12 protein-coding genes are annotated in these 13040 nt (G+C 68.4%); 7 read left to right on the top strand and 5 right to left on the bottom strand.

The features are described 5' to 3' along the window. Positions 1 to 39: 39 nt before the first annotated feature. Both M9979_RS10805 and pdhA read right to left on the bottom strand, forming a co-directional pair. Positions 40 to 1467 (bottom strand): pyruvate dehydrogenase complex E1 component subunit beta, encoded by a 1428-nt coding sequence (locus M9979_RS10805; protein WP_254289365.1) that lies wholly within the window; start codon positions 1465 to 1467, stop codon positions 40 to 42. Then, on the bottom strand, positions 1467 to 2507 hold the full coding sequence (gene pdhA / locus M9979_RS10800) for a pyruvate dehydrogenase (acetyl-transferring) E1 component subunit alpha (protein ID WP_254289364.1): 1041 nt from the start codon (positions 2505 to 2507) through the stop codon (positions 1467 to 1469). Before pdhA ends, M9979_RS10805 begins: the two co-directional genes overlap by 1 nt. A 304-nt stretch (positions 2508 to 2811) precedes the next feature. Here pdhA and M9979_RS10795 point away from each other — a divergent pair, with 304 nt between their 5' ends. From M9979_RS10795 to M9979_RS10785, 3 genes are all read left to right on the top strand, one after another. Continuing rightward, positions 2812 to 4086 (top strand): MFS transporter, encoded by a 1275-nt coding sequence (locus M9979_RS10795; protein WP_254289363.1) that lies wholly within the window; start codon positions 2812 to 2814, stop codon positions 4084 to 4086. Continuing rightward, positions 4083 to 5003, top strand: a complete 921-nt coding sequence (gene cysK / locus M9979_RS10790) for a cysteine synthase A (protein ID WP_254289362.1) — start codon at positions 4083 to 4085, stop codon at positions 5001 to 5003. Before M9979_RS10795 ends, cysK begins: the two co-directional genes overlap by 4 nt. A 142-nt stretch (positions 5004 to 5145) precedes the next feature. Then, a complete protein-coding gene (locus M9979_RS10785) occupies positions 5146 to 6435 on the top strand; it encodes a cell wall hydrolase (RefSeq protein ID WP_340689064.1) in 1290 nt (429 codons plus the stop codon). Between the two features lie 194 nt (positions 6436 to 6629). On the opposite strand, the gene M9979_RS10780 is transcribed toward M9979_RS10785, so the two are convergent. Then, positions 6630 to 6884 (bottom strand): DUF7218 family protein, encoded by a 255-nt coding sequence (locus M9979_RS10780; RefSeq protein WP_479725610.1) that lies wholly within the window; start codon positions 6882 to 6884, stop codon positions 6630 to 6632. A 129-nt stretch (positions 6885 to 7013) separates the two neighbouring features. Here M9979_RS10780 and purF point away from each other — a divergent pair, with 129 nt between their 5' ends. Both purF and M9979_RS10770 read left to right on the top strand, forming a co-directional pair. Further along, entirely contained in the window at positions 7014 to 8471 is a 1458-nt protein-coding gene (gene purF, locus M9979_RS10775; protein ID WP_254289361.1) for an amidophosphoribosyltransferase, read from the top strand. Next, positions 8471 to 9178 carry an SDR family NAD(P)-dependent oxidoreductase gene (locus M9979_RS10770; protein ID WP_254289360.1) on the top strand — a complete coding sequence of 236 codons (708 nt, stop codon included), beginning with the start codon at positions 8471 to 8473 and terminating at the stop codon, positions 9176 to 9178. Before purF ends, M9979_RS10770 begins: the two co-directional genes overlap by 1 nt. 17 nt (positions 9179 to 9195) lie before the next feature. On the opposite strand, the gene M9979_RS10765 is transcribed toward M9979_RS10770, so the two are convergent. Both M9979_RS10765 and M9979_RS10760 read right to left on the bottom strand, forming a co-directional pair. After that, complete coding sequence (locus M9979_RS10765; protein WP_254289359.1) at positions 9196 to 10398, bottom strand: SAM-dependent methyltransferase; 1203 nt, start codon at positions 10396 to 10398, stop codon at positions 9196 to 9198. 200 nt (positions 10399 to 10598) lie between these two features. Next, the gene (locus M9979_RS10760) at positions 10599 to 11498 is read right to left on the bottom strand and encodes a histone deacetylase family protein (RefSeq protein ID WP_254289358.1); all 900 of its coding nucleotides are present in this window, start codon (positions 11496 to 11498) and stop codon (positions 10599 to 10601) included. A gap of 57 nt (positions 11499 to 11555) precedes the next feature. Between M9979_RS10760 and M9979_RS10755 the strand changes: the two genes are divergently transcribed. Both M9979_RS10755 and M9979_RS10750 read left to right on the top strand, forming a co-directional pair. Beyond that, positions 11556 to 12554, top strand: coding sequence for an alpha/beta hydrolase (locus M9979_RS10755; protein WP_254289357.1), 999 nt, complete (start codon positions 11556 to 11558; stop codon positions 12552 to 12554). After that, the gene (locus M9979_RS10750) at positions 12551 to 13036 is read left to right on the top strand and encodes an RNA pyrophosphohydrolase (RefSeq protein WP_254289356.1); all 486 of its coding nucleotides are present in this window, start codon (positions 12551 to 12553) and stop codon (positions 13034 to 13036) included. The genes M9979_RS10755 and M9979_RS10750 overlap by 4 nt, the downstream gene beginning before the upstream one ends. Positions 13037 to 13040: the final 4 nt, after the last annotated feature.

Genomic DNA, 13040 nt, shown 5'->3' with positions numbered 1-13040 from the left:
AATACAGGGGCGACGGGGATGCCGCCGCCCCCCGGTCGATCAGATGATCTTCTTGACCGTGGCAACGATCTTTTTGGCGTCGATCAGCGCCTTCTTCTCGAGGTTCGCCGCATAGGGCAGCGGCACGTCCTCGTTGGTAACGCGCAGTACCGGCGCGTCGAGGTCGTCGAAGCCCTCCTCCATCACGATCGCGGTGATCTCGCTCGCGATCGAGCAGGTCGGCCAGCCTTCCTCGACCACGACGAGGCGGTTGGTCTTGGCAAGGCTCTTGAGCACCGTCTGCTTGTCGAGCGGGCGCAGCGTCCTGAGGTCGATCACCTCCGCCTCGATACCCTCGCCCGCCAGCGTCTCGGCGGCTTCGAGCGCGAGGCCGACGCCGATCGAATAGCTGACCAGCGTGACGTGGCTGCCCTCGCGCATGATCCGCGCCTTGCCGATCGGCAGGACGTAATCGTCGAGCTTGGGGACGTCGAACGAGCGGCCGTACATCAGCTCGTTCTCGAGGAAGACGACGGGGTCTTCCGAGCGGATCGCCGCCTTCAGCAGGCCCTTGGCGTCGGCCGCGTCGTAGGGCGCGATGACGATCAGGCCGGGGACGCTCGCATACCAGGGACCGTAATTCTGGCTGTGCTGCGCGCCGACGCGGCTCGCCGCGCCGTTGGGGCCGCGGAAGACGATCGGGCAGCGCATCTGGCCGCCGGACATGTAATTGGTCTTGGCCGCCGAATTGATGATGTGGTCGATCGCCTGCATGGCGAAGTTGAACGTCATGAATTCGATGATCGGCTTCAGGCCACCCATCGCCGCGCCGGTGCCGACGCCGGCGAAACCGTATTCGGTGATCGGCGTGTCGATGACGCGGCGATCGCCGAACTCCTCGAGGAGGCTCTGCGTGACCTTGTAGGCGCCCTGATACTGGGCAACCTCCTCGCCCATCACGAAGACGCGGCCGTCCTTACGCATCTCCTCCGCCATCGCGTCGCGCAGCGCTTCGCGGACGGTGGTCTTCACCATCTCGGTGCCTTCGGGGATCGCGGGGTCCTGAACGCCGTCGTTCTTCGCCGCCTCGAACAGCTGGCGCGCGCCGGTCTCGACCTTTTCCTGCGACGGGTGAGCCGAGTCCTCGACCTTATCGGCCGGCTTCTTCTCGTCCGCCTTGGCATCGGCCTTGGGGCTGTCGTCCTTGGTCCCAGCCCCTGCCGACGTCGCCGCGTCGGCGCTCTCGCCATCCTCGAGCAGCGTCGCGATGACCGCGCCGACCTTCACATTGTCTGTGCCTTCGGCGACGACGATCTTGCCGATCGTGCCTTCGTCGACGGCTTCGAACTCCATCGTCGCCTTGTCGGTCTCGATCTCGGCCATGATGTCGCCGGACTTGACCGTGTCGCCTTCCTTCACAAGCCACTTGGCGAGCGTGCCCTCCTCCATCGTGGGGGACAGCGCGGGCATCTTGATCTCGATCGCCATCAGTAGGACTCCACCAGCACGTCGGTGTAGAGCTCGGTTTCCTCGGGCTCGGGCGTGCTTTCGGCGAAATCGGCGGCTTCGTTCACGGTCTTGCGGATGTCCTGTTCGATGGTCTTGAGGTCGGCCTCGGTCACGCCCTCGGCCTCCAGCAGCTTCTTGACGTGCTCGATGGGGTCGGACTTGTCGCGTACCCCCTGCACTTCCTCGCGGCTGCGGTATTTGGCGGGGTCGGACATGGAATGGCCGCGATAGCGATAGGTCTTCATCTCGAGGATGACCGGACCCTTGCCGGCGCGGACCCAGGCGAGCGCCTCCTCGGCGGCACCGCGGCAGGCGAGCACGTCCATGCCGTCGACCTGGATGCCGGGAATGCGGAAGCTCTCGCCGCGGCGATACAGCTGATCCTCCGCCGAGGCGCGGTTGACCGACGTTCCCATGGCATATTGGTTGTTCTCGATCACGAAGATGATCGGGAGCTTCCACAGCTCGGCCATGTTGAAGCTCTCGTACACCTGGCCCTGGTTGGCCGCGCCGTCGCCGAAATAGGCGAGGCACACGCCGCCGTCGTTGCTGTACTTGTGACCGAAGGCGAGGCCGGTGCCGAGCGACACCTGCGCGCCGACGATGCCGTGGCCGCCGTAGAACTTATGTTCGGTCGAGAACATGTGCATCGAGCCGCCCTTGCCGCGGCTGATGCCGGCGGCACGCCCGGTGAGCTCGGCCATGATGACCTTGGGATCGATGCCGTAGGCGAGCATGTGGCCATGGTCGCGATAGCCGGTGATGACCGAATCCTTGTCGCCGTCCAATGCCGACTGCAGGCCGACCGCGACCGCTTCCTGGCCGATGTAGAGGTGGCAGAAGCCGCCGATGAAGCCCAGACCATAGAGCTGCCCCGCCTTTTCCTCGAATCGGCGGATCAGCAGCATGTGCCTGTAGAAGTCGAGCAGCTGCTCCTTGGTCGCTTCGAACGGCTTGGGATCGGCGGGGCGCTCGCGATTGGAGAGCGGTACGGCGGGAGGAGCAGGCGATTTGGCCACGTATTACCTCAACGGTCCTGGGGAAGTGACCGAGCCTATAGGCCGGGTTGTGTTGGAACATCAATTCCCTGGGCCAAGTTGGCTGTGACGTAGCGTTTCCGGGATGCGCACTTCGCTCCTCCCCGGCACGGGGAGGTGGCATCGCGCACCGGTGACGGAGGGGGCTTTCCGCAGGCGATGTGGTTTGTGGAGGCCCCCCTCCACCATGCTGCGCATGGCCCCCTCCCCGTGCCGGGAGGAATGAGGACGAGATAGACCAACTATGTTGCCCTTCCCGCCCGCGCGCGGCAAAGCTCGCCCCCGCATGGCCACCCATCCGTTCCGCATCGCCAATTTCCGCAGCTATTGGCTGTCGCGCCTGTCGGGGACGATCGCGCAGACCGCGCTGGCGATCGTGATCGGGTGGCAGGTGTACAGCATCGCGCGTGAGACGATGGACGTGCGGCAGGCGGCGTTCCTGCTCGGCATGATCGGCGCGGCGCAGTTCGTGCCGCTGTTCCTGCTGACCCCGGTCACCGGCCTGGTCGCCGACAGCATCGACCGGCGCTGGATCGTGCGGGGGACGACCGCGCTCATCACCGCGGTCGCGGCGATGCTCGGTGTGCTGACCTGGCTGGGCGATCTCACGTTGCCCGCCCTGTTCGTCGCGGCGGTGCTGATCGGCATCGTGCGCGCCTTCACCGGCCCGGCCTATTCGGCGCTGGCCCCCAATTTGGTGCCGCGCGAGAGCCTGCCGACCGCGATCGCGATCTCGTCGATCGCGTGGCAGGTCGGATCGATCGCGGGGCCGAGCGTCGGCGGGTTGCTCTACGCGGTCCATCCCGATGTCGCATACGCTGCGATCACCGGCCTGTTCGCGCTGGCGCTGGCCACGATGTTCCTGATCGGCCCGGTGCCGCAGCCGCCCGCACAGACCGACAAGCACCCGCTTACCCGCATCCTCGACGGCTTCCGCTACGTCGCCAACAACCGGCTGGTGCTGGCGACGATCACGCTCGACCTGTTCGTCGTGCTGCTCGCCGGCGCGACCGCGCTGCTGCCGATCTATGCGCGCGACATCCTGCACGTCGGCGCACAGGGGCTGGGCGTGCTGGCGGCGGGCATGGGGATCGGCGCGGCGATCGCGGCGGTATGGTTTTCGTTCAAGCCGATGGATTCGAACGTCGGCACCAAGATGCTGATCGCGGTGATCGTCTTCGCGGTGGCGGTGTTGACCTTCGGCCTGTCGACCAGCTTCCCGCTCAGCCTTGCGGCGCTGATCGTCGCGGGCGGGGCCGACATGGTGTCGGTCTACGTCCGCCAGTCGCTGATCCAGCTGCACACGCCCGACGAGATGCGCGGCCGGGTGAGCGCGGTGTCGCAGCTGACCATCTCGGCGAGCAACGAACTGGGCGAGGCGGAAAGCGGGCTGATGGCGTCGCTGCTCGGCCCGGTCGGCGCGGTCACGTTCGGCGGGATGGCGGCGATCGTCGTCACCCTGCTGTGGGCGCGGCTGTTCCCCGAACTTCGCGCCGCGCGGACCTTCGATCCGCCGGATATGTTACAGGTCGAACCCCAACACGGAGAAGCCAAGCCATGAAGGCCAACACCATCCTGGAGACGATCGGCAACACGCCGCACATCCGCGTGTCGAAGCTGTTCCCGGACTCCGAAGTATGGATCAAGTCGGAACGCTCCAACCCCGGCGGGTCGATCAAGGACCGTATCGCGCTCGCGATGATCGAGGCGGCGGAGGCGAACGGCGACCTCAAACCCGGCGGCACGATCATCGAGCCGACCAGCGGCAACACCGGCGTCGGCCTCGCGATGGTCGCGGCGGTGAAGGGCTACAAGCTCGTCCTCGTCATGCCCGAATCGATGTCGCTCGAGCGGCGGCGGCTGATGCTCGCTTATGGCGCGACCTTCGACCTCACCCCGCGCGAGAAGGGGATGAAGGGCGCGATCGAGCGCGCGATCGAGCTCGTGCACCAGACGCCCGGCGCGTGGATGCCGCAGCAGTTCGAGAACGGCGCCAACATCGACGTCCACGTCCGCACGACGGCGCAGGAGATCCTCAACGATTTCCGCGATTCGCCGATCGACGTCATCATCACCGGTGTCGGCACCGGTGGCCACATCACCGGCGTCGCCGAGACGCTGAAGAAGGCATGGCCGAACCTCAAGGTCTTCGCGGTCGAACCCGCCGCCTCCCCCGTCATCGCCGGTGGCCAGCCCGGGCCGCACCCGATCCAGGGCATCGGCGCAGGGTTCATCCCGCGCAACCTGCACACGCAGGCGCTGGACGGCGTGATCGAGGTCGACGCCGCGGTCGCCAAGGACATGGCGCGGCGCTCGGCACGCGAAGAGGGTATCCTCGTCGGCATCTCGTCCGGCGCGACGCTGGCGGCGATCCTGCAGAAGCTGCCCGACCTGCCCGACGACGTGCGCGTACTCGGGTTCAACTACGACACCGGCGAACGCTATCTGTCGGTCCCGGACTTCCTGCCCGAACAGTGAGCGTGTTTTCGCCCTCACCCTTCGGCGCTACGCGCCTCTTCCCTCTCCCGGCGGGAGAGGGAGGGAGCGCCGCAGGGTTTCCATGAAAGTAATACTTTCATGGTGACCCGCAGGCGCGGAAGGGTGAGGGCGACTTGATCGCATGATGTCGCGTCCACTTTCTGCCGTCCTCGCTGCAACGGCCCTCGCCGCCGTCGCGGTGCCGGCGCTCGTCGTCACTCACCCGCCGGCGATCCCCAAGCCGCACAAGCGCGTCGCCCTGCCGCGCCGCGTCGTGCCCGCGGCCGAGCTGCCGTCGGTCGAGCCGGTCGCCTATGTCGACCTGTCGCCGGAGGACGCCAAGGCGTTCAACGCCGAGGTCCCCTTCTCCACGCTCCCCAATCCGCCCGCACGGCCGTTCCGCTTCGCCGGCAGCGACGAGGAGCGTGCCCGCGCCACCGACTGCATGGCGGCGGGCGTGCTCTACGAGGCGGGCGACGATACCGAGGGCGAGCGCGCCGTCGCGCAGGTCGTGCTCAACCGGCTGCGCCATCCGGCGTTTCCGAAGACGGTGTGCGGCGTGATCTTCGAAGGCGAGGAGCGAAGCACCGGGTGCCAGTTCAGCTTCAGCTGCGATCACGCGCTGACCCGCTGGACGCCGACCGGCGATGCGTGGCGGCGGGCGCGCGAGGTTGCCGCCGCGGCGCTGTCGGGCGCGGTCTACCGGCCGGTCGGCTATGCGACGCACTACCACACCGACTGGGTCGTGCCCTATTGGCAGGCGAGCCTCGACAAGGTCGTCGCGGTGCACAGCCATCTGTTCTTCCGCTGGACCGGCTGGTGGGGCACGCCGCCGGCGTTCAACCGGCAGGTGAGTTCGGCCGAACCGGTGATCGCACAGCTCGCGCCGATCTCCGACGCGCACAAGACGGCGGCGGCGCTCGCCGAGGCGGAGACGGCGCTGCTGGAGGCGTCGGAGGCGTTGGGCATGGTCGTCGCGTCCGACGCGGCGAGCGAGACCGCCCCGCTCGCGCCGGCGAGCGGGGATACGGACAGTTTCCTCGTGACCTTGCCTTCCGGCGTTCAGCCCGACCTGTATCCGACATTGGCCGCCAAGGCGTGCGGCGAGCGCAAGACCTGCCGATTCGCCGCCTGGACCGACGCGGGCAAGACGCCGGCGAGCGCGCCGCTGACCGCCGATCAGGTCGCGACGATGGCGTTCAGCTATCTGCGCGACCGCGATACGGGACTGGAGCGGACGCTGTGGAACTGCGCGCAATTCCCGCGGGCCGACCGGCGACAGTGCATGAAGCGGCAGGTGCTGCTCACCGCCCTGCCCGCACCCGTTGCGACGTCGACGCCGGTGGTGGCGAAGGGGCCGGACGATCTGGGCGGGGTGCGGCGCAAGGCCGAACCGGCGCTGGCGACGACGCCCGGGATTCCAGGGAAATAGTGGCGTTCGTTCCCGAACGGCTCCCCACTCCCCTCGTCACCCCGGACTTGTTCCGGGGTCCACCGTTCCGCGGGCGCATCGCGCCGATGACAAAGCGTAGGCCTCGCCGCGGAGTGGACCCCGGAACAAGTCCGGGGTGACGGGGGAGTTTGCGCGGGTGCACGTATCCCATTTACGCTCCATCCCGCGAGCAACTACCTGCGCCCGCGGATCGCCTTCACCAGCGCGGCCTTGTCCATCTTCGACCGCCCCGCGATCCCGATCTCGCGCGCTTCCTTCAGCAGGTCCGCCTTGGTTCGCTCTTCCAGCTGCGTGCCGCGATGGTCGAGCGAGCCGTTCGCCTTCGCATTGGCGATGCGCGCCGCCTTTTCCTTCGAATTGCCCTGCTTGCGCAGCTCCTCGTACAGGCCGTCATCCTTGATCTGCGCGCCGTGGTCCTTCGCCATCATCCGTCTCCTCGTCTCCGGCGCCCGAAACGCGCGGATCCGAAAACGGTTCGAAATTCGATGTGACAGACAGGCGACAAAGCCGGAATGCGTTCCTATATGGCCACCCGCCCGATGTGAGCCCCCGCCATCATGCTGACGACCCATCCCTTCGAAGACGACACGCTGCACGAAGAGTGCGGCGTATTCGGCGTGTCCGGCAGCGACAGCGCCGCCGCGCTCGTCGCGCTCGGCCTCCACGCGCTCCAGCACCGCGGTCAGGAGGCCGCCGGAATCAGCAGCTTCGACGGCCATCATTTCCACACGCATCGCGCGATGGGCCATGTCGCCGGCAATTTCGACCGCGACGACGTGATCCGCGCGCTCCCCGGCACGTCCGCGGTCGGCCACGTCCGCTATTCGACCACCGGCGAGACTGCGCTGCGCAACGTCCAGCCGCTTTATGCCGACCTGTCGACCGGCGGCTTCGCGGTGGCGCACAACGGCAATATCTCCAACGCGATGAAGCTGCGCCGTGAGCTCGTCCGCCGGGGATCGATCTTCCAGTCGACCTCCGACACCGAAACGATCATCCACCTGGTCGCGACGTCGAACTACCGCACGCTGCTCGACCGGTTCATCGACGCGCTGAAGCAGATCGAGGGCGCCTACAGCCTCGTGGTGATGACGCCCGAGGGGATGATCGCGTGTCGCGACCCGCTCGGCATCCGGCCGCTGGTGATGGGCAAGCTGGACGGCGCGGTGATCTTCGCGTCCGAGACGGTGGCGCTCGACGTGTGCGGCGCGACCTTCGAACGGCAGGTCGAGCCGGGCGAGCTGGTCATCGTGCAGGGAACGGAGGTACGATCGATCCGCCCGTTCGCACCGATGGCACCGCGGCCGTGCATCTTCGAATGGGTCTATTTCAGCCGCCCCGATTCGATCGCGGGCGACCAGTCGGTGTACACGGTGCGCAAGGCGATCGGCGCGCAGCTGGCGATCGAATCGCCGGTCGAGGCGGATTACGTCATCCCCGTCCCCGATTCGGGCGTGCCCGCCGCGATCGGCTATGCGCAGGAATCGGGCATCCCGTTCGAACTCGGCATCATCCGCTCGCATTACGTCGGCCGCACCTTCATCCAGCCGGGCGACAAGGTCCGCCACCTCGGCGTCAAGCTGAAGCACAACGCCAACCGCGCGCTGATCGAGGGCAAGCGGATCATTCTCGTCGACGATTCGATCGTCCGCGGCACCACCAGCCTCAAGATCGTGCAGATGATGCGCGATGCCGGCGCGGCGGAGGTGCACATGCGCATCGCCTCGCCGCCGACGCGGCACAGCTGCTTCTACGGCGTCGACACGCCCGAGCGCGCCAAGCTGCTGGCGGCGAAGCACGACGTCGGCGGGATGACCGACTTCATCCACGCCGACAGCCTGTCGTTCGTGTCGATCGATGGCCTGTACAAGGCGCTGGGCGAGGCGAAGCGCGCCGACGTGCGGCCGAAATATTGCGACGCCTGCTTCACCGGCGATTATCCGACGACGCTGACCGACCACGACGACGTCGCCGAGGTCGACCAGTTCGCGATGCTGGAAGAGCGGGTCAACTGATGGCGAAACCATTGGAGGGGCAACTGGCGCTGGTCACCGGCGCCAGCCGCGGCATCGGCGCCGCGACCGCCATCGCGCTGGGTGCGGCGGGCGCGCATGTCGTGCTGACTGCGCGTACCGCCAAGGATCTGGAAGGCGTCGAGGAGACGATCTTCGACGCCGGCGGATCGGCGACGATCGCGCCGCTCGACCTGACGCAGACCGACAGTATCGCGCGGCTGGCGACGGCGGTCGGCGAGCGCTGGCAGGCGCTCGACGTGCTGGTGCTCAACGCCGGGATGCTCGGCAGCCTCGCCGCGGTGCCGGCGATCGATCCCAAGGAACTGGCGCAGGTGCTGACCCTCAACGTCAGCGCGCAGGTGGCGATGATCCAGGCGTTCGACCCGATGCTGCGCAAGGCGAAGTCCGCGAAGGTGATCGGCGTCACCTCCAGCGTCGGCCGCAATCCGCGTGCCTATTGGGGGGCCTATGGCGCGTCCAAGGCGGCGTTCGAGACGCTGCTCGAAGCCTATGGCGACGAGACGAGCGAGATCAGCGCGATCCGCACCGCGGTGCTCGACCCCGGCGCGACGCGGACCCGGATGCGCGCAAGGGCCTATCCGGGCGAAGCGCCGGAGTCGGTCAAGCCGCCCGAGGTGGTGGCCGAACGCATCGTCGCGCTGGCGATCGCAGGTTTCGCCGCGGGGCATCGCGAACGGGTGCGCTGACCCGCTCGCAATGACGATCAGGTTTTGACCAGCGTCACCTGCGCGACGTCGATACCGCCGCCGCGGAAACCGCCTTCGCAATACATCAGGTAATAGCGCCACAGGTCGCGGAAACGCGCGTCGAGGCGTTCGGGCAGCCGCCCTTCGCGGTCGGCCGCGTCGAACCGCTCGCGCCAGCCACGCAGCGTCTCCGCATAATCGAGGCCGAAGGCATGGGTGTCGGTCCACGCCAACCCCCGCGCCTCGCACAGCGCGCGGAAGCGGCTTTCCGACAGCAGCATGCCGCCGGGAAAGACGTAGCGCTGGATGAAGTCGACGCTCTCGGCATAGCGTTCGAACACGTCGTCGGCGATGCTGATATACTGGATCGCCGCCCGCCCGCCGGGCTTCAGCATCCGCGCCAGCGTATCGCAATATGCGGGCCAATAGGCCTGCCCCACCGCCTCGACCATCTCGATGCTCGCCACCGCGTCGTAGGTGCCGGTGACGTCGCGATAGTCGGTCAGCGAGACGGTGACGCCGGGCAGCGCGCGCGCATCGACTGCTGCTTTCTGCTCGGTCGACAGGGTGAGTGCGTGGACCCGGCGCCCGGCCGCCGCGGCGGTGGCGGCGAATGAGCCCCAGCCGCAGCCGATCTCGAGGATCGTGTCGCCCGGCGCGGTGCCGGTGCGGGTCAGGATCGCGGCGAGCTTGCGGTCCTGCGCCATCGCCAGCGTGTCGCCGGGCGCATAGATCCCGCTCGAATAGGTCAGGCCGGGATCGAGCCATTCGCGGTAGAAGTCGTTGCCGAGGTCGTAATGGTCGGCGATGTTGCGGCGCGCACCCTTGCGGTCGTTGCGGCGCAGCGCGTGCCAGCCGCGCAGCAGCAGCTTGGGAATACCCCCCGCTCGTGCCGCGCCGGCCAGCGGCACGCGGTTGCGCATGAACAGGTCGAACAGCGGCACCGGATCTGGACTCGACCAGTCGCCGTCCGCCCAGGCTTTGTACCAGCCGACCGACCCGCCGCTCGCCAGCCGGACGAGCGCGCGCCAGCGGTGCAGCGTCACGATCGGCACCGGTCCCGGCATACGGCCGCCGAGCAGCCGGCGCCTACCGTCGGGCAGCCGCGCGTCGATCGCGCCGCTCGCGAGGCCGGCGTCGATCCGGTCGAGGAACCGGTGGAAGATCGGGGCGAGCGCGCGTTGCTGTATCGTGTCCCGAAGCATGTCGGGCGCGCTCATGCCGCAGGTTGTCGTGTGTGGGAAGGCCTGAACCTTGCCTCCGTTCGCGCTGAGCCTGTCGAAGCACCTTGGACGCCGACTAGCCGAGGCGCGATCTTGATGACTGTAACTGAACCCGTTCGTGCTGAGCCTGTCGAAGCACAGGTGAGTCTCATCTGCCCTTCGACAGTGAGCAGGTGAAACGTTGGAGCATTCCAGAGTCATCGGGCGGGGATCATGGCCTCCCCCAGCGTCAGGATCGCCGTGACGTGGCGCCGCGCGATCTCGAGCGCATCGTCGCCGTAGCCGCCGCCGACCGTGCTCGCGAGCGGCACGCCGCGGGCGAGCCGCGCGACCAGCCGTTCGCGGCGGACGAGGCCGTCGAGCGTCAGCGACAGCCGGCCGAGGCGGTCGCCGGCGAAGGGATCGACGCCCGCCTGATACAGGATCAGCTGCGGCCGGTATTCGGCGAGGAAGGGGGCGAGCGTGTCCTCCAGCGTCGCCAGATATGCCTCATCGCCCAGCCCGTCCGCCAGACCGACGTCGAGCGTCGATCGCGCCTTGCGCGCCGGAAAATTCTTGTCGGCATGGATCGAATAGGTGGCGATCCCCGGCCTGCCGGCGAGCAAGGCGGCGGTGCCGTCGCCCTGGTGCACGTCGCAATCGACGACCGCGAGGCGATCGACCGTCCCCTCCTCGACCAGCCGCACCGCGGCAAGCGCGAGGTCGTTGAACACGCAATAGCCCGCACCGGTGTCGGCGAGCGCGTGGTGGCTGCCCCCCGCCGTGTTGGCGGCGAAGCCGTGGCGCAGCGCGAGATGCGCGGCGAGCCAGGTGCCGCCGGGCACCACCGCCGCGCGCGCCGCGACCGCGGGGGTCACCGGAAAGCCGATGCGGCGCGTCTTCATCGCAGGCACTCGCGCCTCCAGCACCTCGGCGACGTAATCGGGATCGTGCACCGCCTCCAGCCACGCGCGCGGCATCGGTTCGGGCGTGTGCCATGCGACGCGCGCACCCTCGGCGATCAGCAGGTCGCGGATCAGACCGTTCTTGTTCCAGCGATAGGTGGAGCGCGCCGGGGCGGGCGCGACATAGGCGGGATGATGGACGATCGCGATCACGCCCCTTACGTAAGGGCTCGAGCGACGCCGCCCAAGCGGCGACCCGAGGAGAGCCGCATGACCGATACGCCTGCCCCCGCCCCCGCTCCCTATGTCCGCCCCGACGTGCGCGGCTTCCTCGACTATCTCAACGCGATGCCGGGGCCGCGCACGCACCAGATGACGCCGGAGGCGGCGCGGCAGGTCTATGCGGCGATGAAGGACGTCGCCGATCCGCCGGTCGGCGACCTCGCGCTGGTCCGAGACCTCGTCATCCCCGGCCCCGCCGGCAGCATCCCCGCCCGGCTGTTCGATGCGCGCGAAACGCGCCAGCCGGGGCCGGCGCTGGTCTTCTTCCACGGCGGCGGCTTCGTCATCGACGATCTCGACACGCACGCCAGCTTCTGCGCGGAGATCGCGCGGGTGCTCGACGTGCCTGTCGTCGCGGTCGACTACCGGCTGGCGCCCGAACATCGCTGGCCCGCCGCGCCCGACGATTGCGAGGCGGCAGCGCGCTGGGTCGCGGACAGCCCCGCCGAACTGGGGCGCAGCGTCACCAGCCTGATCCTCGCCGGCGACAGCGCCGGCGGCACGCTGACGATCGTCGCGGCGATGGACCTCCGCGATCGGCCCGCCGCGGTGCCGGTGATCGTGCAGGCGCCGATCTATCCCGCCGCCGACACGTCGCGTGACTATCCCTCGTTCGACCGGTTCGCCGACGGCTTCCTGCTGACCCGCGACACGATGCTGTGGTTTGCCGACGCCTATGCCGCCGATGTCGCGCACAGCCGCGGTTCACCGCTGCTGGGGCCGCTGGAGGGGTTGCCGCCGGCGGTGATCGTCACCGCCAGCCTCGATCCGATCCGCGATCAGGGGCGTGCCTATGCCGCCGCTCTGGTGCAGGCGGGCGTGCCGGTCGTGTTTCGCGAGGCGGTCGGCAACATCCATGGCTTCGTGACGCTGCGCAAGGCGATCCCGTCGAGCCAAGCCGACGTCGCTGGCTATCTCGCCGCGCTGAAGGACGTGATCGCGGAGGCGGAGGGCGCGCGCGTCATGGCGCAGGCGGCAGGACGATGAGCGACCTTCCCTACCGCCCCTGCGCCGGCGTGATGCTCGTCAACCGTGCGGGCAAGGTCTTCGTCGGCCAGCGGATCGATACGACGCTGGAGGCGTGGCAGATGCCGCAGGGCGGGATCGATCCCGGCGAGGACGCCTATACCGCCGCGCTCCGCGAGCTGGGCGAGGAGACGGGCGTGGCGCCCGACAAGGTGACGCTGATCGCCGAGGCGCCGGGCGAGTTCCTCTACGACCTGCCCGCCGACATGGTCGGCAAGGTGTGGAAGGGCAAATGGCGCGGACAGCGGCAGCGGTGGTTCCTGTTCCGCTTTCTGGGCGAGGACGGCGACATCGACATCGCGACCGTGCATCAGGAGTTCCGCGCGTGGCGGTGGAGCGATCCCGCGGATCTGCCGGCCATGATCGTGCCGTTCAAGCGCGCGCTGTACGAGGATGTGCTCGCCGCATTCCAGCCTCATCTCGCCGCAGGTGAAACGGGTTGAGCCG

It is taken from the genome of Sphingomonas liriopis (genome assembly GCF_024211255.1).
Lineage (GTDB): Bacteria > Pseudomonadota > Alphaproteobacteria > Sphingomonadales > Sphingomonadaceae > Sphingomonas > Sphingomonas liriopis.
Note: the sequence above shows the minus strand (reverse complement) of the source record. Positions and strands in the feature narration are given on the sequence as shown.